Raw genomic sequence first — 21,693 nt, forward strand, 5'->3', positions numbered from 1 at the left:
ATCGACCGCCCGCTCATTTGTCGGCTGTGACGGGCCGTCCCGTCCGGTTCTACTGGGCCGGTTGCCCGGCTGTTCTTCCGGAGGCTCACCGGTGATGGCCGGGTCGTCGCCTGTACGCCCAAGCTTACCCGCTCCCTCACCCCCTCCGCCTCCGAGTAAGGAGGGGCCCCTTCTTAACGCATTCGGTAGAGGAAGGGGCCCCGCTTAACACCTCAGCGGCGGGTGGGCGCCGGGAGCGTGGTGGTCCAGAGGGACGCGCCGGTGCGGTCGCGGAGGTGCACCGTGAGAGCCGCCGTCTCGGCGTCGATCTCCACCTCGCCGAAGTGCTGGAAGCCCTCGGCCGGGGAGGTGTTCGCGACCGGCGGCGCGTGCACGAAGACGGCCCGCGGGCCGAACGTGCCGTCGAGCGCGTTCGGCCCGAACGCGCCGGCGTGCGCCGGGCCGGAGACGAACTCCCAGAACGGGCTGAAGTCCCCCACCGCGGCGCGCGCCGGGTCGTAGTGGTGGGCGGCCGTGTAGTGCACGTCGGCGGTGAGGAACACCAGGCCGGTCACACCGGCCCGGTGCGCCGAGCGCAGCACCTCGGCGAACTCCAGCTCGCGCCCGGCCGGCACGCCCGGGTCGCCCTGCGCCACGCCCTCCTGGGCGCCCGGACCGTCCGGCACCACCAGGCCGATCGGCAGGTCGTTGGCGATCACCTTCCAGGTGGCCCGGGACGCCTTCAGCTCCCGGACCAGCCACTCCCGCTGCGCCCGGCCGAGCAGGCCGCGCGCCGGGTCGGCGTACGTGTTGCCGTCGTTCGGATCCTTGTAGGTGCGCATGTCCAGCACGAACACGTCGAGCAGCGGCCCGTACGACAGCCGGCGGTACAGCGGCCCGCCGTCGCGCACCGGCAGCCACTCGTGGAACGCCTGCCGGGCCCGGGTCGCCAGCACGTCCACCCGCTTCTCGGTGTAGCGGTCGTCGACCAGGATCTCCCCCGGGTACCAGTTGTTCAGCACCTCGTGGTCGTCCCACTGGTTGACCTGCGGCACCTGCGCGGCGAACGCCCGCAGGTGCTCGTCGAGCAGGTTGTACGCGAACTGCCCGCGGTACTCGGCAAGCGTCTCGGCGACCTTGCTCTTCTCCGCGGTCACCAGGTTGCGCCAGGGCCGGCCGTCGGGCAGCGTGACCCGCTCGGTCAGCGGGCCGTCCGCGTACACGGTGTCGCCGCTGCACAGGAAGAAGTCCGGGCGGCGCTCGCGCATCGCCCGGAAGATGGCCAGGCCGTCGAAGTCCGGGCTGATCCCCCAGCCCTGCCCGACGATGTCGCCGGTCCAGACGAACCGCACGTCCCGCCGCTGGTGCCGCCCCGGCGCGGTGGTGAACGAACCGGTCAGCGGCGCGCTGTCCGCCCCGTGCCGGTCCAGGCTCTCCACCCGCACCCGGTAGTGCAGCCGCTCGCCGGACGGCAGGCCGCGCAGCCGGACCTTGCCGGTGAAGTCACCGGTTGGGTCGACCACCGGGCCGCGCACCAGCCGCGCGCCGCGCAGGTCGGGCCGGCGGCCCACCTCGACCAGCATCCGGCCGGGCCGGTCCGCCCGGGTCCAGACCAGCGCCGAGTCGGCGGTCACGTCGCCGCTCTGCACGCCGTGGGTGAGCAGCGGCCGGCCGCTGGGCCGCCATCCGGGGGCGGCGGGCGCGCCGGGCGCGCCGAGCAGCGCGCCGCCGGCGGCTCCCGCGCCGGCGACCAGGCCGGCGCGGAGCAGCGTACGTCGGTCGATGTGGGTCATTGATCCTCCCGTTGGGCGAAGTCGCCAGCCCGGTCTACCGGCCGGACATGACCGGTGACGCGGACCGAGGTGGCCGGCACGTCAACGACGGCTGTCCAGACCTCGCCATGACGACCGTCACACCGCCGCGCCGTCACACCGGCCGGGCCGGGATCCGTCGTGCCCACGTACGGACGACACGAGGGAGGCAACGAATGAGCCGGATCAACCTGGCGGCGGTGGCGCCGGAGGCGTACGCGGCGGTGCGCGGGCTGGAGACGTACATCCGGGGCAACCTGGACCACACCGTGTTGGAGCTGGTGAAGGTGCGGGCGTCGATGCTCAACGGCTGCGCGTTCTGCGTGGACATGCACACCCGGGAGGCGCTCGCCAACGGGGAGGACAGCCGGCGGCTCTTCGCCCTGTCCGCCTGGCGGGAGGCCCCGTCGTTCTTCGACGAGCGGGAGCGGACCGCGCTGGCCCTGACCGACGCGGTCACCCGGCTCGGCGAACACGGCGTGCCGGACGAGGTGTGGGACGCCGCCGCGAAGGTCTGGTCGGAGCGGGAACTGGCCGACCTGGTCATCGCGATCGCCACAATCAACGTGTGGAACCGGATCGTGATCAGCAGCCGGACCGAGCCGCCGCGCGAGGTGTGACCGCGATCGGCGCGACGGAGGCGGCCGGTGCGCTCACCGCGCACCGGCCGATGCTGCTCGGGCTGGCGTACCGGCTGCTGGGCAGCCTGCACGACGCCGAGGACGTGCTCCAGGAGACGTACCTGCGCTGGCTCGACGTCGACCGCGACACGGTCGCCGAGCCGCGCCGGTACCTGTCCCGGGTGGTGACCCGGCTGGCGCTGGACCGGCTCCGCGCCCGCCAGGCCACCCGGGAGACGTACGTCGGCCCGTGGCTGCCCGAACCAGTCCCCACCGACCCGTCGCCGTTCGGGCCGCTGGAGACCGTCGAGCTGCGGGAGACGGTCTCCACCGCCCTGCTGCACCTGCTGGAGCGACTCACCCCGCCGGAGCGGGCGGTGTACGTGCTGCACACCGCGTTCGCCCTGCCGTACGCGGAGGTCGGCGAGATCCTGGACCGGTCGGCGGCGGACTGCCGCCAGTTGCACCACCGCGCGGCGTCCCGGCTCGCCGGGGAGCGGCGGCGCTTCACCGCGGACCCGGCCGAGCAGCGGCGGCTGCTCGACGCGTTCCTCGCCGCCGCCCGCGACGGCGACCTAGCCCGGCTGACCGACCTGGTCGCGGCCGACGCCACCGCCTGGTCCGACGGCGGCGGACGGATCCGCGCGGCCCGGAACCCGGTGTACGGCGCGGACCGGATCGCCCGTTTCTTCGCCGGCGTGTACGGCCGCCGCCGCCCCGGGGTGCGGGCCACGCCGGTGGAGCTCAACGGTGCGCCCGCGCTGCTGCTGAGCTGGCCGAGCGGCATCCGGTACACCCTCGGCGTCGCCGCCGCCGGCGGCCGGATCACCGGCCTCTACCTGGTCGGCAACCCCGACAAGCTGACCCGGATCGGCGGCTGAGGGAGGAGTCAGCCCAGCTCGGGGAACCAGAGGGCGATCTCGCGTTTGGCGCTGTCGACCGAGTCGGAGGCGTGCACCAGGTTCTCCCGGTTCGACAGGGACAGGTCGCCGCGGATGGTGCCGGCGGCGGCCTTGCGGCCGTCGGTGCTGCCGATCATCCCGCGGACCACGTCGATCACCTGGTCGCCGGAGAGCACCAGCGCCACCAGCGGGCCGCCGGTCATGAACGTCTTCAGCGGCGGGTAGAACGGCTTGTCGACGTGCTCGGCGTAGTGCTGGTCGGCGAAGTCGCCGTCCATGGTCCGGTTCACCAGCGCGTCGATCCGCAGGCCCTTGCGCTCGAACCGGGACAGGATCTCGCCCACCAGACCACGGCGCACCGCGTCGGGCTTGATCAGTACGAGCGTCCGCTCGTCCGGGCTGCTGCTGGACACGCTGTTGCCTCCTGTGCGCTCAAACCGGCTGGGCTGGGTACGGTCAGCGTAGCGACCCGGTCCCGGCGCCGGCGCGGCGGCTGCGTCTTCCCTGGCCCGCCGCGGCGGCCTAGCCTGGCCCTGGAACCCCTGGGAGGTCCACTGTGGCGAATGGCGGGAACCGCACCATCGCGCCGGTACGCAAACTGATCGGCGCGGTGCTGGGCACCGTGGCCACCTTCGTGACCCTGTTCGGGCTCGGCATGACCAGTTGGGCGATCGTGGCGCTCGGCGTCGCGTTGCTGGTGCTGGCGGTCGCCCTGGCCATGGTGCGCGGCGGCGGGCGCACCTGGGTGGTCGGCCTGGGGCACGTGCACAGCGCCTCCGAACCACCGAGCCAGTACGCGTTCGGCCGCTGCGAGCTGCAACTGGTGATCGACGCCCCGGGGCTGCCGCCCCGCTCCAAGAAGATCATCGAGCCTCGGGTGCCGGTCGCCAAGTGGCCCTCGCTCGGCCAGGCGCTGCCCGTCCGGGTGGCCCTCGACGACCAGCGCCACGTCCGGGTGCTCTGGGACGAGGTGCCCACCCACGCCGAGAGCGCCGGCACGCCCGCCGACCTGCCCCCCGAGTACGCCGAGGCGGACCCGCTCGACGAGACGCTCATCGGGCAGGAGGCCCCGCCGTGGGCCGGACGCGCCCCGGAGGACGACTTCCGCGACGACTACCCGCCCGCGCCGGACCCCCTGCCGGCCGACGTCCCGCGCCAACCCGAGGAGCGCGGGCCGGTGGTGATGCGCCAGCAGCGCCCCGGCGGCCCGGTCGTGTTGGAGGGGCAGTTGGTCGATCCGATCCCGGTCGGCCGGCTCCCCCGACGCGCGCCGTCGCCCCGCCCGCCGACCGAGGAACAGGCCCCCGACACCGTGCCGGTGGAGTCGATCGACGTGCCGCTCGACGCCCCGGAGCCGGACGCGCCGCCCACCCCGCAGGAGCTGGACGAGGCGATCTTCGGCCCGGCCGGCGACGCCGAGCCGGACGATCTGGCCAGCCCGATCAGCGGCGTCGGCATCACCCTGCTCGTCACCGACCTGGACCGGTCCCTCGACTTCTACCGCGAGCTGGGCTTCGACGAGTTGGACCGGGGCGAGGGGAACGCCGTGCTCGGTTCCGGGCCGACCCGGCTGGTGCTGCGCCGGGTCACCGGGGCCGCCCCGATCAGCCGCCGGCTGGTGCACGTCAACCTGGAGGTCGACGACATCCAGGCGGCGTACGAGCGACTGCGGGAGGGCGGCGTGCGCTTCACGTACGCCCCGCGCGTGGTCAACCGGGGCACCAAGCTGGAGGTGTGGGCCGCCGCCTTCCGCGACCCCGACGGTCACGGCGTCGCACTCACCCAGTGGCGCTCCCTCGCCGACGCCTGAAGATGCAAGGAGGGGCCCCTTCTTAACGCCTGGGCGATAGGAAGGGGCCCCGCTTAACAACCGCGGCGCTCAGCCGAGAATGACCCGCCGCACGTGCCACGCGTACGCCCACACCAGCGCGAAGATCACCCCGAGCACGAACAGCGACCAGTGCAGCAGCCCGGAGAGCAGCAACAGGCCCTGCACCACGGTGCCCGCGTGCCACGCCCAGCCACGGCGCATCATCCCGGCCAAGACCACGCAGGCCACCGCCAGCGCGACGATCGCGCCGATCGCGGCGCCGCCCAGGTCGCCGCCGACCACCCGGATCGGCTGGATGGCCAGCAGCAGCACAAGGGCCTCCAGCGCGAGCGTGCCGGCGCCCAGACCGCGTACCGCCTTGTCGGGGTTGCGCAACCCGGAGCGGCGCGGGCCGCCCGAGCCCTCCGGCGACGGGCCGGTCATCGCTTGAACAGCCGGCGGGCGTCGGCCACGGTCACCACCGAACCGGTGATCAGCACGCCCACGCCGGCCAGCTCACCCGGCACGTCGGACTCGGCCTCGGCCACGGCCGCCTCGATGGCGTCCGGCATGTCCCGGGCCACCTGCACCCGGTCCGGGCCGAAGACCTCCCGGGCCAGCTCGGCCAACTCGTCGACGGGCATGGCCCGGGGTGAGCTGTTCGCCGCGACCACGACCGTGTCGAGCACCGGTTCGAGCAGTTCGAGCAGGCTGGCGGCGTCCTTGTCGCCGAGCACGGCCAGCACGCCGACGAGCTTGCTGAACGCGAACTCCTCCTGCAACGCGGTGACCGTGGCGGCCATCCCGTGCGGGTTGTGCGCGCCGTCGAGCAGCACCGTGGGGGCGGTGCGCACCCGCTCCAGCCGGCCCGGTGAGCTGGTCGCGGCGAAGCCCTCCCGGACCGCCTCGATGTCGAGCTGCCGCCGTGCGCCGGCGCCCAGGAACGCCTCCACCGCGGCCAGCGCCACGGCCGCGTTCTGCGCCTGGTGCGCGCCGTGCAACGGGAGGAACACCTCCTCGTACACCCCGCCCAGGCCCTGGATGCTCAACACCTGGCCGCCGACGGCGACCGCCCGGCGCAGCACCCCGAACTCGGCGCCCTCCCGGGCGACGGTGGCGTTGACCTCGGCGCAGCGTTCCAGGATCGGCCGGGCCGCCTCCTCCTCCTGCGCCGCCGCGATCACGGTGGCGCCGGGGTGGATGATGCCCGCCTTGTGCAGCGCGATGTCCTCGATCGTGTCGCCCAGCCACTCGGTGTGGTCCAGCCCGATCGGGGTGATCACGGCGACGCCGGCCTGGATCACGTTCGTCGCGTCCTCCGCGCCGCCCAACCCCACCTCCACCACCGCGACGTCGACCGGGGCGTCGGCGAACGTGGCGAACGCCAGCGCCGTGGTCAGGTCGAAGTACGTCAGCGGCTCGGCCGACCGCTGGTCGACCAACTCGGCCAACGGCGCGATCTCGCGGTACGTGGCCACGAACCGCTCCTCGCTCACCGGCTCGCCGTCCAGGCTGATCCGCTCCCGCACGGTCTCCAGGTGCGGGCTGGTGTAGCGCCCGGTGTGCAGCCCGAACGCCCGCAACAGTGAGTCGATCATCCGGGCCGTCGAGGTCTTGCCGTTGGTGCCGGTCAGGTGGATCGACGGGTACGCCCGCTGCGGGCTGCCGAGCAGGTCGAGCAGGCTCTCGATCTTCTCCAGCTCGAACCGCATCCGGGTGAAGCCGCGCGCGTTGAGCCCGGCCTCCACCTCGGCGAACGCGGCGTGATCGGTGCGGTCACTCACGAGGGCAGTGCCTCCAACGCGGCGTCGATCCGGACCAGGTCCGCCTCGGCCACCGCCAGCCGCTCGCGGATCTTCGCGACCACCGGCTCCGGCGCCTTGCCGACGAATGCCGGATTGCCCAGCTTGGCCCGCGCCTGGGTGGCCTCCTTCTCCGCCGCCGCCCGGTCCTTCGTGAGCCGGGCCCGCTCGGCGGCCACGTCGATCGCGCCGCGGGTGTCGAGCGCGACACTGACCTCGCCGGGCATGGCAAGCGTCGCGGCGGCCTGGAAGTCGTCGCCGGGCGCGTCGAGCCGGGCCAGCGACCGGACCAGCGGCTCGTGCGCCGCGATGCCCGCGCCGGCCAGGCCGTCGAGCCGGGCGGCGACCCGCTGCGTCGGCCGCAGCCCCTGGTCCGACCGGAACCGCCGGACCTCGGTCACCACCCGCTGCAACGTGGCGACCTCCGCCTCCGCGGCGTCGTCGATGCCGGTACGGTCGGCCACCGGCCAGTCCGTCCGCAGCAGCGTCTCCGCGCCGCTCAGCGCGGTCCACAGCTCGTCGGTGACGAACGGGATCACCGGATGCAGCAGCCGCAGGAGCTGGTCCAGCACGTGCCCCAGCACCCGTCGGGTGGCGTCCGCCGCCGGCCCGCCCTCGGCGAGCACCGGCTTGCTCAACTCGACGTACCAGTCGCAGACGTCGTCCCAGGCGAAGTGGTAGAGCAGATCACAGACCTTCGCGAACTCGTACGCCTCGAACTGCTCGTCCACCTCCGCGGTGACGTGCGCCAGCCGGGACAGGATCCACCTGTCCACCGTCGACAGGTCACCGGCCACCGGCGGCGGGCCGTCGGTGTGCGCGCCGTTGAGCAGCGCGAACCGGGTGGCGTTCCAGAGCTTGTTGCAGAAGTTGCGGGAGCCCTGGCACCACTCCTCGCTGACCGGCACGTCCTGACCGGGGTTGGCGCCCCGGGCCAACGTGAACCGGGTGGCGTCGGCGCCGAACCTGTCGATCCAGTCGAGCGGGTCGACCACGTTGCCGAACGACTTCGACATCTTCTTGCCGTGCTCGTCGCGGACCATGCCGTGCAGCGCCACCACGTCGAACGGCTGGACGCCGTCCATCGCGTACAGGCCGAACATCATCATCCGGGCGACCCAGAAGAACAGGATGTCGTAGCCGGTGACCAGCACGCTCGTCGGATAGAACTTCGCCAGGTCGGGGGTCTGCTCCGGCCAGCCGAGGGTGGAGAACGGCCACAGGCCGCTGGAGAACCAGGTGTCGAGGACGTCCTCGTCCTGCCGCCAGCCGTCGCCGGTCGGCGGCGCCTCGTCCGGGCCGACGCAGACGATCTCGCCGGCCGGGCCGTACCAGACCGGGATGCGGTGTCCCCACCACAACTGGCGGGAGATGCACCAGTCGTGCATGTTGTCGACCCAGGCGAAGTAGCGCTTGGCCAGCTCCGCCGGCTCGACCTTCACCCGGCCGTCGCGCACCGCGTCGCCGGCCGCCTTCGCCAGCGGCGCGGTGTTGACGAACCACTGGAGCGACAACCGCGGCTCGACAGTCGTCTTGCACCGCGAGCAGTGCCCCACCGCGTGCAGGTACGGCCGCTTCTCGGCCACGATCCGGCCCTGCTCGCGCAGCGCCGCCACGATCGCCGGGCGGGCCTCGTACCGGTCCAGGCCCTGGAACGGACCGGGCGCGGTGATGACGCCGCGCTCGTCCATGATCGTCAGCGAGGGCAGGTCGTGCCGCTGGCCGATCTCGAAGTCGTTCGGGTCGTGCGCCGGCGTCACCTTGACCATGCCGGTGCCGAAGGCCGGGTCGACGTGCTCGTCCGCGACGATCGGGATCCGCCGGTCGGTCAGCGGCAGCGCCACCTCGGTGCCGATCAGGTGCTGGTAGCGCTCGTCCTCCGGGTGCACCGCGACCGCGGTGTCACCGAGCATCGTCTCGGCCCGGGTGGTGGCCACCACGACCTCGTCGCCGTAGCGGATCGAGACCAGCTCGCCCTCGTCGTCGGTGTGCTCCACCTCGATGTCGGAGAGCGCGGTCAGGCAGCGCGGACACCAGTTGATGATCCGGTTGGCGCGGTAGATCAGGCCGTCGTCGAACAGCTTCTTGAACATGGTCTGCACGGCCCGGGACAGGCCCTCGTCCATGGTGAAGCGTTCGCGGTCCCAGTCGACCGCGTCGCCGAGCCGGCGCATCTGGCCGAGGATCGCGCCGCCGGACTCGGCCTTCCACTGCCACACCCGCTCGACGAACTTCTCCCGGCCGAGGTCGTGCCGGGACAGCCCCTCACCGGCGAGCTGCCGCTCGACCAGGTTCTGGGTGGCGATGCCGGCGTGGTCCATGCCGGGCAGCCAGAGCGCCTCGTAGCCCAGCATCCGCTTGCGCCTGGTGAGCGCGTCCATCAGCGTGTGCTCGAACGCGTGGCCCATGTGCAGCGACCCGGTGACGTTGGGCGGCGGGATGACGATGGTGAACGGCGGTTTGTCGCTGTCCGCCGACGCCCGGAAGTGCCCGCCGGCTACCCACTGCTCGTACCGTCGCTGCTCTACCTCGCCGGGCTGGTACTGGCCGGCAAGGGTCGGGGCGTCGGGGCGTCGGGCGTCCAGTCTCTCGGTCACCCTGAAAGTCTACGGAGCGCTTTCCGGGACCCGACGTGCGCCACCTGTGATTCGCGTACGGTGGCGGACATGTCCGACGCGCATCTCACCGAGCGGCCGGTCGACGGGGGTGACGGTCCGGTCGAGCTGACCAACGAGCCGATCCGGCTGAGCCGCCGCGACCCCGCGCTGGAGCCCGAAGTCCGACCCGTCTCCCGGCGCCGGAAGATCGTGCTGGCCGCCGCCCTGGCGGTCGGTCTCGCCGGTGCCGGCGCGCTCGGCCTGGCCGGCTGGGGGGTCGCGAAAGAGAAGGACACCCAGCTCACCCAACCGGACGCCGTGGCCGGGTTCACCCGCGACGACAGCGAACGGGCCCGCAGCACCGCCGAATACCTGCGCGACGGCTTCGCCGCCGACATCGAGCTGGACCACAGCATCGGTACGGTCTACACCGACCCGGCGGACGCGAAACGGTCGGTGCTGCTGTTCGGCGGGACCACCCTGCTCTGGCAGCCGGAACGGGACCTGGACACGCTCTTCGACCTGATGGCCGACGAGACCGGCAAGGTGGCCGGCGTGCGCGAGGTCGACGCCGGCCGGCTCGGTGGCGTGATGAAGTGCGGCACGACGACCGGCGACGGCGGCGACTTCGCGGTGTGCGGCTGGGCGGACCACGGGAGCGTGGCGATGGCCATGCTCCCCGGCCGCCCGGTCGACGAGGCGGCGACGCTGTTCCGTGAGATCCGCGAAGGCGTCCAGCGCCGTTCGTGAGGGGCCGGAAACGCAGTTCAGGGCCACCCCGTGGGGGTGGCCCTGAACTGAAAGATTGTCCGGCGGTGTCCTACTCTCCCACACCCTCCCGAGTGCAGTACCATCGGCGCTGGAGGGCTTAGCTTCCGGGTTCGGAATGTTACCGGGCGTTTCCCCTCCGCCATGACCGCCGTAACTCTATGAACATATCAACCAACCACCCACACACGCGCGCGGGTTTGGTGTTTGTTCAGAGTTGCACAGTGGACGCGTAGCAGCTTGGTAGTCAAGTCCTCGGCCTATTAGTACCGGTCAACTGAACCCGTTACCGGGCTTACATTTCCGGCCTATCAACCCAGTCGTCTAGCTGGGGGCCTTACCCCACAAATGTGGGTGGGATACCTCATCTTGAAGCGAGCTTCCCGCTTAGATGCTTTCAGCGGTTATCCCTTCCGAACGTAGCTAACCAGCCGTGCCCCTGGCGGGACAACTGGCACACCAGAGGTTCGTCCGTCCCGGTCCTCTCGTACTAGGGACAGCCCTTCTCAAGTATCCTACGCGCACGGCGGATAGGGACCGAACTGTCTCACGACGTTCTAAACCCAGCTCGCGTACCGCTTTAATGGGCGAACAGCCCAACCCTTGGGACCTGCTACAGCCCCAGGATGCGACGAGCCGACATCGAGGTGCCAAACCATCCCGTCGATATGGACTCTTGGGGAAGATCAGCCTGTTATCCCCGGGGTACCTTTTATCCGTTGAGCGACACCGCTTCCACATGCCAGTGCCGGATCACTAGTCCCGACTTTCGTCCCTGCTCGACCTGTCAGTCTCACAGTCAAGCTCCCTTGTGCACTTGCACTCAACACCTGATTGCCAACCAGGCTGAGGGAACCTTTGGGCGCCTCCGTTACCCTTTAGGAGGCAACCGCCCCAGTTAAACTACCCACCAGACACTGTCCCTGAACCGGATAACGGTCCGAAGTTAGATACCCAAATCAACCAGAGTGGTATTTCAAGATTGCCTCCACCCATACTGGCGTATAGGCTTCACCGGCTCCCACCTATCCTACACAAGCTAATTCAGATACCAATGTCAAGCTATAGTAAAGGTCCCGGGGTCTTTCCGTCCTGCCGCGCGTAACGAGCATCTTTACTCGTACTGCAATTTCGCCGGGCCTGTGGTTGAGACAGTGGGGAAGTCGTTACGCCATTCGTGCAGGTCGGAACTTACCCGACAAGGAATTTCGCTACCTTAGGATGGTTATAGTTACCACCGCCGTTTACTGGCGCTTAAGTTCTCCGCTTCGCCCTTGCGGGCTAACAGGTCCCCTTAACGTTCCAGCACCGGGCAGGCGTCAGTCCATATACATCGAATTACTTCTTCGCATGGACCTGTGTTTTTAGTAAACAGTCGCTTCCCCCTGCTCTCTGCGGCCATACAACGCTCCACCCGCGCGGGGCTTCACGTCTCCGGCCCCCCTTCTCCCTAAGTTACGGGGGCAATTTGCCGAGTTCCTTAACCACAGTTCGCCCGATCGCCTCGGTATTCTCTACCTGACCACCTGTGTCGGTTTGGGGTACGGGCCGCTCAGAACTCGCTAGAGGCTTTTCTCGGCAGCATAGGATCACTGACTTCACCTGAATCGGCTCGGCATCACGTCTCAGCCCATATGACGTGCGGATTTACCTACACGTCGGCCTACACGCTTACCCCGGCACAACCACCGGCCGGGATCAGCTACCTTCCTGCGTCACCCCATCGCTTGACTACTACCCGCCAGGTTCCCACGCTCCCCACCCTCAACCCGAAGGTCGTGGATGGTTTGGGTGGTTAGCACAACGAGGTTCGTCAGGGTCGCTCTTTCGCGGGTACGGGAATATCAACCCGTTGTCCATCGACTACGCCTCTCGGCCTCGCCTTAGGTCCCGACTCACCCAGGGCGGATTAGCCTGGCCCTGGAACCCTTGGTCATCCGGCGGAAGGGTTTCTCACCCTTCTTTCGCTACTCATGCCTGCATTCTCACTCGTGCCGTGTCCACAACTAGGTCACCCCGTCGCTTCACCCCCGGCACGACGCTCCCCTACCCACCCACACACCTGCACACCCCATCAAGGAGGCACGAGGTAAAGTGTGAATGCCACAGCTTCGGCGGTGTGCTTGAGCCCCGCTACATTGTCGGCGCGGAACCACTTGACCAGTGAGCTATTACGCACTCTTTAAAGGGTGGCTGCTTCTAAGCCAACCTCCTGGTTGTCTATGCGACCCCACATCCTTTTCCACTTAGCACACGCTTAGGGGCCTTAGCTGGTGATCTGGGCTGTTTCCCTCTCGACTACGAAGCTTATCCCCCGCAGTCTCACTGCCGCGCTCTCACTTACCGGCATTCGGAGTTTGGCTGATTTCGGTAAGCTTGTGGGCCCCCTAGACCATCCAGTGCTCTACCTCCGGCAAGAAACACGCGACGCTGCACCTAAATGCATTTCGGGGAGAACCAGCTATCACGGAGTTTGATTGGCCTTTCACCCCTAACCACAGGTCATCCCCCAACTTTTCAACGTTGGTGGGTTCGGCCCTCCACGCGGTCTTACCCGCGCTTCAGCCTGCCCATGGCTAGATCACTCCGCTTCGGGTCTAGAGCATGCGACTCAAGAGCGCCCTATTCAGACTCGCTTTCGCTACGGCTCCCCCACACGGGTTAACCTCGCCACATGCCACTAACTCGCAGGCTCATTCTTCAAAAGGCACGCCGTCACCCCGTAAGGCTCCGACGGATTGTAGGCGAACGGTTTCAGGTACTATTTCACTCCCCTCCCGGGGTACTTTTCACCATTCCCTCACGGTACTCGTCCGCTATCGGTCACCAGGAAGTATTTAGGCTTACCAGGTGGTCCTGGCAGATTCACGGCAGATTTCAGGAGTCCGCCGCTACTCGGGAACACCCACAGAAGACCAGCAGCTTTCACCTACCGGACTATCACCGTCTACGGTCAGCCATTCCAGACTGTTCGACTAACCACTAGCTTTGTAACTTCTCGACTGTGTGTCAGCACAATCAGCAGGGTCCCACAACCCCGACCACGCAACCCCTGACAGGTATCACACGCAGCCGGTTTAGCCTCAATCCGCTTTCGCTCGCCACTACTCACGGAATCACTATTTGTTTTCTCTTCCTACGGGTACTGAGATGTTTCACTTCCCCGCGTTCCCCCCACACACCCTATGTGTTCAGGTGCGGGTGACATCACATGACTGATGCCGGGTTCCCCCATTCGGACACCCTGGGATCACAGCTTGGTTGACAGCTCCCCCAGGCCTATCGCGGCCTCCCACGTCCTTCATCGGCTCCTGGTGCCAAGGCATCCACCGTTCGCCCTTGACAACTTGACCACAAAGATGCTCGCGTCCACTGTGCAATTCTCAACAAACAACCAACCCACAACCCACAGCCCCACACCTACAACCCCCACCGGGATCACGGTTTGCGAGACCAGGCCATGCCTGGCGCCAACCCGAGGCATCACCTCGGACATCAGCTCCGAAGAAAACAACCAACGGTTGTTCCTTCAGGACCCAACAGGGTGCTCTCCGCCCTCCCCCAGCCGCACCAGGACTCCGCTCCACACCAACCCGAAAGTCAGCAGTACTAGAAGGATCCCGGCCGTTGCCGAGGAAAAACTCACCAGTGTCTCCGCCATTCGAGCACCCCGACCCGACATTCGCAGGTCGCGGGCTCCATACCAGCCTTCGCTGGATGGTGCTCCTTAGAAAGGAGGTGATCCAGCCGCACCTTCCGGTACGGCTACCTTGTTACGACTTCGTCCCAATCGCCAGCCCCACCTTCGACGGCTCCCTCCACAAGGGTTGGGCCACCGGCTTCGGGTGTTGCCGACTTTCGTGACGTGACGGGCGGTGTGTACAAGGCCCGGGAACGTATTCACCGCAGCGTTGCTGATCTGCGATTACTAGCGACTCCGACTTCACGGGGTCGAGTTGCAGACCCCGATCCGAACTGAGACCGGCTTTTTGGGATTCGCTCCACCTCACGGTATCGCAGCCCATTGTACCGGCCATTGTAGCATGCGTGAAGCCCTGGACATAAGGGGCATGATGACTTGACGTCATCCCCACCTTCCTCCGAGTTGACCCCGGCAGTCTTCGATGAGTCCCCGCCATAACGCGCTGGCAACATCGAACGAGGGTTGCGCTCGTTGCGGGACTTAACCCAACATCTCACGACACGAGCTGACGACAGCCATGCACCACCTGTGACCGCCCCCGAAGGACCTTACATCTCTGCAAGTTTTGCGGCCATGTCAAACCCAGGTAAGGTTCTTCGCGTTGCATCGAATTAATCCGCATGCTCCGCCGCTTGTGCGGGCCCCCGTCAATTCCTTTGAGTTTTAGCCTTGCGGCCGTACTCCCCAGGCGGGGCGCTTAATGCGTTAGCTGCGGCACAGAGAACCGGAGAGGCCCCCCACACCTAGCGCCCAACGTTTACAGCGTGGACTACCAGGGTATCTAATCCTGTTCGCTCCCCACGCTTTCGCTCCTCAGCGTCAGTATCGGCCCAGAGACCCGCCTTCGCCACCGGTGTTCCTCCTGATATCTGCGCATTTCACCGCTACACCAGGAATTCCAGTCTCCCCTACCGAACTCTAGCCTGCCCGTATCGACCGCAGGCCTGGGGTTGAGCCCCAGGTTTTCACGGTCGACGCGACAAGCCGCCTACGAGCTCTTTACGCCCAATAAATCCGGACAACGCTCGCGCCCTACGTCTTACCGCGGCTGCTGGCACGTAGTTGGCCGGCGCTTCTTCTGCAGGTACCGTCACTTCCGCTTCGTCCCTGCTGAAAGAGGTTTACAACCCGAAGGCCGTCATCCCTCACGCGGCGTCGCTGCATCAGGCTTCCGCCCATTGTGCAATATTCCCCACTGCTGCCTCCCGTAGGAGTCTGGGCCGTGTCTCAGTCCCAGTGTGGCCGGTCGCCCTCTCAGGCCGGCTACCCGTCGTCGCCTTGGTAGGCCATCACCCCACCAACAAGCTGATAGGCCGCGAGCCCATCCCAGGCCGAAAAACTTTCCACCACACACCATGCGACATGTGGTCATATCCGGTATTAGCCCCGGTTTCCCGGGGTTATCCCAAAGCCTAGGGCAGGTTGCTCACGTGTTACTCACCCGTTCGCCGCTCGAGTACCCCGAAGGGCCTTTCCGCTCGACTTGCATGTGTTAAGCACGCCGCCAGCGTTCGTCCTGAGCCAGGATCAAACTCTCCAACAAAAACTTTCGTTGGACACAATGTCCTGACAACAAAATGTTGCCAAAGGAATCCCCACCAGCAACCATCCGAAGACAGCCACCAGCACGGGGTATAAAACAATTGGCACTGGCTTATCAAGCACCCTGTTGAGTTCTCAAAGAACAACCACACACCAACCAGAAGCCCTACACCGTAGAACCCCCGTTTGGGGCAACCTCTCGAACTTACCCGTCTCGAAATTCGCTGTCAACCTCATGTTTGAGGCGATCAACTTGGTTCGAGTCGACCCACGCTGACGCTCACCGTCTCCGGTGGTCGTTGCTGTCGTGGTTTGCGGCGGACCGGCCGGCGCCGCTTTCGCAGCAACCCGCCCGGCTCCCTGCCGGCTTTCGAACTCTACCCGGCCGGCTTCGCATTCGCAACCCCGTGTCTCCGGAGTCTTCCTGCACCGCCCGAAACCCCAGCCTGGCTCGGCGTGACCGCCACCAACCTGGTGCCCGTTCTCGGCCGGTTTGACCCGGCCTCCCGCGTGCAGAGAGAAAGTTACGCGGAGCGGCCCGGGAAGGCAAATCAATGATCGTCATTCTCAGGTCGGCGAGCCGTCCGGTGGAAAGGAACCCGTCGGGGAGGTCCGCGTCGGGTGTCGCCGTGCCAGAGTGTCGGCATGGCTGACGTGTCCCCGCTCCCGGCGCTGGCCGAGGAGACTCTGCTCGGTCTCCTGCTGCCGTTCTGGCAGCTCGTCATCGGGGCCTTCGTGCTCGCCGTGCTGGTGCTGTCGGTGGGCCGCCTCGTCCGGCGCGGCCCCTCCCGGATGACCACCGCGCTGCTGATCACCGCGGCGGCGATCGCCGGCCTCACCGTGATGGGTGTCCTGCTGGAGACCTGACCGGGTCAGAGCCGACGGTTGGCGAGGCTGGGCAGCTCCGCGCGGATGGTCCGGAGCCGGTCGAGGTCAACCTCGGCGACGGCCAGCCCCGGGCCGTCGGCGACCTGGCTCACCACCGTCCCCCACGGGTCGACCACCATGCTCCGCCCGAAACAGGTCCGCCCCGGATCGTGGTCACCGGTCTGACCGGCCGCCGCCACGAAGCACTGGTTCTCGATCGCCCGGGCCCGGAGCAGCACCTCCCAGTGGTCCCGCCCGGTGTGCATCATGAACGCGGCCGGCACGACCAGCAGCTCGGCGCCGCCGTCGACGGCGAGCTGCCGGTAGAGCTCGGGGAACCGCAGGTCGTAACAGATCGACAGACCGACCCGGAGCCCCTCCACCTCGACCACCACCGGCTTCTCGCCCGGCGCGACCGTGGCCGACTCCTGATAGGAGACCCGGCCGGGGATCTCCACGTCGTACAGGTGGATCTTCCGGTACGCGGCGGCGAGCGCGCCCTCGCGGTCGAAGACCAACGAGGTGTTCCAGGTGTGCGCCGGGTCCGGACCGGCCTCGTGGAACGAGCCCGCGATCACCCAGAGGCCGAGCCGACGGGCGGTCTCGGCGAAGAACCGCCCCACCTCACCGTCGACCGGTTCGGCCGGTGGCATCCGGTCGGCGCGGCCGAGGTAGTCGACGTACTCGGGAAGGAGCGCGAGGTCGGCGCCGGCCGCCGCGGCCCGGACCAGCAGGGCCTCGGCGGCGGCGAGGTTCGCCGCGCGGTCGTCACGGGCGTTGAGCTGGCAGACGGCGACGCGCATGACATCGAGGGTACGGGCGCGGGCGACCCGGCGACAGTCTCAGACGCTGGCCAGGACGAGCGCGGCGGCGGCGAAGCCGAGCCCGGCCACCTGGACCGGCCGTAGCCGCTCCCGGTCGACGGCGAGCGCGAGCAGGACGGTGCTCGCCGGGTAGAGGGAGGCGATGGCCGCCACCACGCTGAGGTGGCCGCGCCCGGCGGCGGCCAGGAAGAGCGCGTTCGCCGCGGAGTCGAGCAGGCCGGCGGTGGCGGCCCAGCCGAGCACCCGCGGACCCATGCGCAGGCGCGCGCCGGTGCGGGCGGCGAGCGCGAGGCCGAACGCGATGGAGCTGACGCGGACCGCCAGCACCGGCCACATGCCGGCGCTCTCGTCGGCCTGGCCGAGGAGTGCGAAGAAGATGCCGAAGAGCAGGCCCGCGGCGAGCGCCATGCCGACCACGCGGCCGGAGACGCGGCCGGAGACGCCGCGCTCACCCAGGCTGACGAGCGCGATCGCCACCACGGCCAGCCCGGCGCCGCCGAGCGCGACGGCGCCGGGAGAGGCGGCGAAGACCAGCCCGACGACGATCGGGACCACCGCGGCGGTGATCGCGGTGACCGGGGCCACGACCGACATGACGCCGGTGGCGAGCGCGCGGTAGAGCAGCATGACGCCGGCCGCGCCGGCCACCCCGGCGAGCAGGCCCCACACCAGGTCGGCCCGGCCCGGAGAGCCGGGTACGACGAGCACGAGGACGATCAGCAGCGGCAGGCTGAGCACCTGGGACACCACGGTCACGGCGATCGGGTCGGCGTGTCGGGACGCCTTGCCGCCGGAGAAGTCGGCCGTGCCGAACGCGATCGCGGACACCGCGGCGAGCACAATGGGAAGCATCCCGTAGTCGTACCACAATAGTGACCGTGAAGGACAGTATGATGACCGACGCCGGTGGGCGGGTGGGCGCGGTGACCGCCGCGGTCGCCCAGCAGGTACGCGAGTTGCGGGCCACCCGCGGCTGGTCCTTCGAGGAACTGGCCGGCCGGTCCGGCGTCAGCAAGGGCATGCTGGTGCAGATCGAGGGCGGGCGGACCAACCCGAGCATCGGCACGCTCTGCCGCGTCGCCGACGCGTTCGGCGTCACCATCGCCCGGCTGCTGGAGCCGGCCGAGGAAGCCCCGGTGCGGGTGACCCCGGCGGACGAGGCGCCGGTGTTGTGGCGCGGCGAACACGGCGGCGCGGCGCGTCTGCTCAGCGGCCTCGGCGAGCCCGACCTGGTCGAGCTCTGGGAGTGGCGGATGCGCCCCGGCGAGACGCTGCGCTCCGCCGACCACGCACACGGCACCCGGGAGATCCTGCACGTGCTGGACGGAACCCTCACGGTCACCGTCGACGGCGTCGACCATCAGGTCGACGCCGGCGAGACGGTCGAGTTCCACGCCGACCGGGAACACGGCTACCGCACGGCCGGCGACGAGCCGGTGCGCCTGATGATGGTGGTGGTCACCCCGTCGGGCGAGTGGGACCGCCGAACCCGGTCACGCGGACCGCGCCCGAGCTGACCCGGGCGCGGTCGCGGTCGCGACGACGATCAGGCCGACTTCTCCTCGCGGTCCCGGCGGCGGCGGCCGGTGAACTCGCGAGGCACGATCGTCGGGTTGACGTTTTCCAGGACCGCCTCGCGGGTGATCAGCACCCGGGCGGCGTCGGGGTTGCTCGGCACCTCGTACATCACGGAGAGGAGCACCTCTTCCATGATGGCCCGCAGGCCGCGGGCGCCGGTGCCACGGAGCATCGCCTGGTCGGCGATGGCCTCCAACGCCGGCTGCTCGAACTCCAGCTCGACGCCGTCGAGCTCGAACAGGCGCTGGTATTGCCGGACCAACGCGTTGCGCGGCTCGGTGAGGATCTGGACCAGGGCGCCGCGGTCGAGGCTGCGCACGTTGGTGATCACCGGGAGTCGGCCGATGAACTCGGGGATCAACCCGAACTTCAACATGTCTTCCGGCATGACCTGGCTGAAGATGTCGTCGGTGGAGCGTTCCGACACCGACCGGAGCCGCGCGCCGAAGCCGGTGCCGCCGGAGCCGGTGCGGGCCTCGATGATCTGGTCGAGGCCGGCGAACGCGCCGCCGCAGATGAACAGCACGTTCGTGGTGTCGATCTGGATGAACTCCTGGTGCGGGTGCTTCCGGCCGCCCTGCGGCGGCACGTTGGCGACCGTGCCCTCGAGCATCTTGAGCAGGGCCTGCTGCACACCCTCGCCGGAGACGTCCCGGGTGATCGACGGGTTCTCCGACTTGCGGGCGATCTTGTCGACCTCGTCGATGTAGATGATGCCGGTCTCGGCGCGCTTGATGTCGTAGTCGGCGGCCTGGATCAGCTTGAGGAGGATGTTCTCCACGTCCTCGCCGACGTAGCCCGCCTCGGTGAGCGCGGTGGCGTCGGCGATCGCGAACGGGACGTTGAGCATCCGGGCCAGGGTCTGCGCCAGGTGGGTCTTGCCGCAGCCGGTGGGGCCGAGCAGCAGGATGTTGGACTTGGCCAGCTCCACGCCGTCGCTGCCGGAGCCGGGGGCGCCGGCCGCCTCGGCCTGGATCCGCTTGTAGTGGTTGTAGACCGCGACGGCGAGCGCCTTCTTGGCCTGCTCCTGACCGACGACGTAGTTGTCGAGGAACTGGCAGATCTCCATCGGCTTGGGAAGCTCTTCCCACTTCACCTCGCCGGACTCGGCCAGCTCCTCCTCGATGATCTCGTTGCAGAGATCGATGCACTCGTCGCAGATGTAGACCCCGGGGCCCGCGATGAGCTTCTTGACCTGCTTCTGTGACTTGCCACAGAAGGAGCACTTCAGTAGGTCGCCGCCGTCACCGATCCGTGCCACCTACGTTCTCCCTGCACTCATCGGCCGAAGCGCCGGCCCTGACCTGCGAGCGCCTCCGGCGCTCGTCCGTCCTGTCGTCTCACCATGCTGCCGGATCCACCGATCCGACCCCGGAGCGGTACAGACCCGACGTTACCCGGTGGCCGGGTTTTCTCCGACCCCCAAAACGGGTGTGTCAGAGGCCGGCCGGGATCGATGCCCCGGCCGACCTCCGACCAACACGTGCTCAGCCCGCGGCGTGAGTCGCCAGCAGACCCTTTTTGCGGCTGGTCAGGATGGTGTCGACCAGCCCGTAGTCCTTCGACTCCTCGGCCGTCATGATCTTGTCACGGTCGATGTCCTTACGGACCTGCTCGATCGGCCGGTTGCAGTGTCGGGACAGCATGTCCTCCAACTGCGTCCGCATCCGCAGGATCTCCCGGGCCTGGATCTCGATGTCCGAGCCCTGACCGTAGCCGCCCTCGGTGGCCGGCTGGTGGATGATGATCCGGGAGTTGGGCAGCGCCATCCGCTTGCCCGGGGTGCCGGCGGCGAGCAGCACCGCCGCCGCGCTGGCCGCCTGCCCGAGGCAGACGGTCTGGATGTCCGGCCGGACGTACTGCATCGTGTCGTAGATCGCCGTCATGGCGGTGAAGGAACCGCCCGGCGAGTTGATGTACATGATGATGTCGCGGTCCGGGTCGGTGCCCTCGAGCGTCAGCAACTGGGCCATCACGTCGTTGGCCGAGGCGTCGTCCACCTGGACCCCGAGGAAGATGATCCGGTCCTCGAAGAGCTTGTTGTAGGGATTCGACTCCTTCATCCCGTACGACGTGCGCTCGACGAACGACGGCAGGACGTAACGGTTGTGCACGGCCGCGAACTGGGGCGGCAGGCTCAGGTCGGTCATCGTCAGCTCCTCGATCAGCTCAGGGTCCCGGCGCCATCCGGAACCTGCGCGGCCCCGATGATCACCTTGTCGATGAAGCCGTAGTCCATGGCCTCCTGGGCGGTGAACCAGCGGTCACGGTCCGAGTCCGCCTCGATCTGGGCCTGGCTCTGGCCGGTGTGGTGCGCGACCCGCTCCTGGAACATCCGCTTGGTGTAGAGCATCTGCTCGGCCTGGATCGCGATGTCCGACGCGGTGCCGCCGAGGCCACCCGAGGGCTGGTGCATCATGATCCGCGCGTGCGGCAGGGCGTAGCGCTTGCCCTTGGTGCCCGCGCACAGCAGCAGCTGGCCCATGGAGGCGGCCATGCCCATCGCGACGGTGGACACGTCGTTGTCGATGTATTGCATGGTGTCGTAGATCGCCATGCCGGAGTAGACCGAGCCGCCCGGCGAGTTGATCCAGAGGAAGATGTCGCGGTCCGGGTCCTCCGCGGCGAGCAGCAGGAGCTGCGCGCAGATGCGGTTGGCCACCTGGTCGTTCACCTCGCTGCCGAGGAAGATGATCCGTTCCTTGAGCAACCGGTTGTAGACCGAGTCGTCGAGGTTGCCAATGGAGTCGCCACCGCGGGCCTCGATCGCCCGGAGCGACTTCTTGGGGATGTGCATGTCGGTCATGGCAGCCCTTCGCTCTCCGTACCGTCCTGTCCGACACTAACCGCTCGGCCTCCGGGCGCACTCCCGGTCGGGGCACTGTTCGCT

16 protein-coding genes and 3 rRNA genes are annotated in these 21,693 nt (G+C 68.4%); 6 read left to right on the top strand and 13 right to left on the bottom strand.

Translation table 11 applies throughout. The annotated features are described in order from the left end of the window. Nucleotides 1-212: 212 nt before the first annotated feature. Entirely contained in the window at nucleotides 213-1,772 is a 1,560-nt protein-coding gene (locus tag O7619_RS26675) for an alkaline phosphatase D family protein (RefSeq protein ID WP_282284121.1), read from the bottom strand. Between the two features lie 194 nt (nucleotides 1,773-1,966). Here O7619_RS26675 and O7619_RS26680 point away from each other — a divergent pair, with 194 nt between their 5' ends. Both O7619_RS26680 and sigJ read left to right on the top strand, forming a co-directional pair. Continuing rightward, the gene (locus O7619_RS26680) at nucleotides 1,967-2,410 is read left to right on the top strand and encodes a carboxymuconolactone decarboxylase family protein (RefSeq protein WP_282284122.1); all 444 of its coding nucleotides are present in this window, start codon (nucleotides 1,967-1,969) and stop codon (nucleotides 2,408-2,410) included. Then, nucleotides 2,359-3,291 carry an RNA polymerase sigma factor SigJ gene (gene sigJ, locus O7619_RS26685; RefSeq protein ID WP_282284123.1) on the top strand — a complete coding sequence of 311 codons (933 nt, stop codon included), beginning with the start codon at nucleotides 2,359-2,361 and terminating at the stop codon, nucleotides 3,289-3,291. Before O7619_RS26680 ends, sigJ begins: the two co-directional genes overlap by 52 nt. Before the next feature lie 8 nt (nucleotides 3,292-3,299). Here sigJ and ndk read toward each other — a convergent pair whose 3' ends face one another. Continuing rightward, nucleotides 3,300-3,725 (bottom strand): nucleoside-diphosphate kinase, encoded by a 426-nt coding sequence (ndk, locus tag O7619_RS26690; protein ID WP_282284124.1) that lies wholly within the window; start codon nucleotides 3,723-3,725, stop codon nucleotides 3,300-3,302. A gap of 143 nt (nucleotides 3,726-3,868) precedes the next feature. Here ndk and O7619_RS26695 point away from each other — a divergent pair, with 143 nt between their 5' ends. Further along, a complete protein-coding gene (locus O7619_RS26695; RefSeq protein ID WP_282284125.1) occupies nucleotides 3,869-5,122 on the top strand; it encodes a VOC family protein in 1,254 nt (417 codons plus the stop codon). 69 nt (nucleotides 5,123-5,191) lie between these two features. Here O7619_RS26695 and O7619_RS26700 read toward each other — a convergent pair whose 3' ends face one another. The 3 genes from O7619_RS26700 to O7619_RS26710 are packed head-to-tail and all read right to left on the bottom strand — an operon-like array spanning nucleotide 5,192 to nucleotide 9,521. After that, nucleotides 5,192-5,566 carry a DUF4233 domain-containing protein gene (locus O7619_RS26700; protein ID WP_282284126.1) on the bottom strand — a complete coding sequence of 125 codons (375 nt, stop codon included), beginning with the start codon at nucleotides 5,564-5,566 and terminating at the stop codon, nucleotides 5,192-5,194. Further along, nucleotides 5,563-6,906: a folylpolyglutamate synthase/dihydrofolate synthase family protein gene (locus O7619_RS26705; protein WP_282284127.1), complete on the bottom strand. Its 1,344-nt coding sequence runs from the start codon at nucleotides 6,904-6,906 to the stop codon at nucleotides 5,563-5,565. The genes O7619_RS26700 and O7619_RS26705 overlap by 4 nt, the downstream gene beginning before the upstream one ends. After that, nucleotides 6,903-9,521, bottom strand: a complete 2,619-nt coding sequence (locus O7619_RS26710; protein WP_282284129.1) for a valine--tRNA ligase — start codon at nucleotides 9,519-9,521, stop codon at nucleotides 6,903-6,905. Before O7619_RS26710 ends, O7619_RS26705 begins: the two co-directional genes overlap by 4 nt. 69 nt (nucleotides 9,522-9,590) lie before the next feature. On the opposite strand from O7619_RS26710, the gene O7619_RS26715 reads away from it, so the two are divergent. Beyond that, complete coding sequence (locus tag O7619_RS26715; RefSeq protein WP_282284130.1) at nucleotides 9,591-10,271, top strand: hypothetical protein; 681 nt, start codon at nucleotides 9,591-9,593, stop codon at nucleotides 10,269-10,271. A gap of 57 nt (nucleotides 10,272-10,328) precedes the next feature. Here O7619_RS26715 and rrf read toward each other — a convergent pair. From rrf to O7619_RS26730, 3 genes are all read right to left on the bottom strand, one after another. Next, nucleotides 10,329-10,445: ribosomal RNA gene (gene rrf / locus O7619_RS26720) — 5S ribosomal RNA — on the bottom strand. Between the two features lie 87 nt (nucleotides 10,446-10,532). Continuing rightward, nucleotides 10,533-13,642 (bottom strand): 23S ribosomal RNA (locus tag O7619_RS26725). 378 nt (nucleotides 13,643-14,020) lie between these two features. Next, a 16S ribosomal RNA gene (locus O7619_RS26730) occupies nucleotides 14,021-15,535 on the bottom strand. Together the 16S, 23S and 5S rRNA genes form the textbook arrangement of a ribosomal RNA operon. A gap of 644 nt (nucleotides 15,536-16,179) precedes the next feature. On the opposite strand from O7619_RS26730, the gene O7619_RS26735 reads away from it, so the two are divergent. Beyond that, the gene (locus O7619_RS26735; RefSeq protein WP_282284131.1) at nucleotides 16,180-16,401 is read left to right on the top strand and encodes a hypothetical protein; all 222 of its coding nucleotides are present in this window, start codon (nucleotides 16,180-16,182) and stop codon (nucleotides 16,399-16,401) included. Nucleotides 16,402-16,406: 5 nt separating this feature from the next. On the opposite strand, the gene O7619_RS26740 is transcribed toward O7619_RS26735, so the two are convergent. Both O7619_RS26740 and O7619_RS26745 read right to left on the bottom strand, forming a co-directional pair. Continuing rightward, entirely contained in the window at nucleotides 16,407-17,204 is a 798-nt protein-coding gene (locus O7619_RS26740) for a carbon-nitrogen hydrolase family protein (protein ID WP_282284132.1), read from the bottom strand. A 39-nt stretch (nucleotides 17,205-17,243) separates the two neighbouring features. Beyond that, nucleotides 17,244-18,077 (bottom strand): EamA family transporter, encoded by an 834-nt coding sequence (locus O7619_RS26745; RefSeq protein WP_282284133.1) that lies wholly within the window; start codon nucleotides 18,075-18,077, stop codon nucleotides 17,244-17,246. 26 nt (nucleotides 18,078-18,103) lie between these two features. Here O7619_RS26745 and O7619_RS26750 point away from each other — a divergent pair, with 26 nt between their 5' ends. Further along, nucleotides 18,104-18,742, top strand: a complete 639-nt coding sequence (locus tag O7619_RS26750; RefSeq protein WP_282284134.1) for an XRE family transcriptional regulator — start codon at nucleotides 18,104-18,106, stop codon at nucleotides 18,740-18,742. Between the two features lie 29 nt (nucleotides 18,743-18,771). Here the strand turns inward: O7619_RS26750 and clpX are convergent, their stop codons facing one another. The 3 genes from clpX to O7619_RS26765 all read right to left on the bottom strand — a co-directional run bounded on the left by clpX (nucleotide 18,772) and on the right by O7619_RS26765 (nucleotide 21,609). After that, nucleotides 18,772-20,064 carry an ATP-dependent Clp protease ATP-binding subunit ClpX gene (gene clpX / locus O7619_RS26755; protein WP_281587073.1) on the bottom strand — a complete coding sequence of 431 codons (1,293 nt, stop codon included), beginning with the start codon at nucleotides 20,062-20,064 and terminating at the stop codon, nucleotides 18,772-18,774. A 226-nt stretch (nucleotides 20,065-20,290) separates the two neighbouring features. Continuing rightward, nucleotides 20,291-20,953: an ATP-dependent Clp protease proteolytic subunit gene (locus tag O7619_RS26760; RefSeq protein ID WP_281587072.1), complete on the bottom strand. Its 663-nt coding sequence runs from the start codon at nucleotides 20,951-20,953 to the stop codon at nucleotides 20,291-20,293. A gap of 14 nt (nucleotides 20,954-20,967) precedes the next feature. Further along, on the bottom strand, nucleotides 20,968-21,609 hold the full coding sequence (locus tag O7619_RS26765) for an ATP-dependent Clp protease proteolytic subunit (RefSeq protein ID WP_089158260.1): 642 nt from the start codon (nucleotides 21,607-21,609) through the stop codon (nucleotides 20,968-20,970). Nucleotides 21,610-21,693: the final 84 nt, after the last annotated feature.

Source organism: Micromonospora sp. WMMD998, assembly GCF_029581235.1.
GTDB lineage: Bacteria > Actinomycetota > Actinomycetes > Mycobacteriales > Micromonosporaceae > Micromonospora.

Bases quoted from the DNA above. Each gene is read 5' to 3' on its own strand.
- O7619_RS26675 (WP_282284121.1), bottom strand. From the start codon at position 1,772: ATGACCCACATCGACCGACGTACGCTGCTCCGCGCCGGCCTGGTCGCC.
- O7619_RS26680 (WP_282284122.1), top strand. From the start codon at position 1,967: ATGAGCCGGATCAACCTGGCGGCGGTGGCGCCGGAGGCGTACGCGGCG.
- O7619_RS26700 (WP_282284126.1), bottom strand. From the start codon at position 5,566: ATGACCGGCCCGTCGCCGGAGGGCTCGGGCGGCCCGCGCCGCTCCGGG.
- O7619_RS26715 (WP_282284130.1), top strand. From the start codon at position 9,591: ATGTCCGACGCGCATCTCACCGAGCGGCCGGTCGACGGGGGTGACGGT.
- O7619_RS26735 (WP_282284131.1), top strand. From the start codon at position 16,180: ATGGCTGACGTGTCCCCGCTCCCGGCGCTGGCCGAGGAGACTCTGCTC.
- O7619_RS26740 (WP_282284132.1), bottom strand. From the start codon at position 17,204: ATGCGCGTCGCCGTCTGCCAGCTCAACGCCCGTGACGACCGCGCGGCG.
- O7619_RS26745 (WP_282284133.1), bottom strand. From the start codon at position 18,077: ATGCTTCCCATTGTGCTCGCCGCGGTGTCCGCGATCGCGTTCGGCACG.
- O7619_RS26760 (WP_281587072.1), bottom strand. From the start codon at position 20,953: ATGACCGACCTGAGCCTGCCGCCCCAGTTCGCGGCCGTGCACAACCGT.
- O7619_RS26765 (WP_089158260.1), bottom strand. From the start codon at position 21,609: ATGACCGACATGCACATCCCCAAGAAGTCGCTCCGGGCGATCGAGGCC.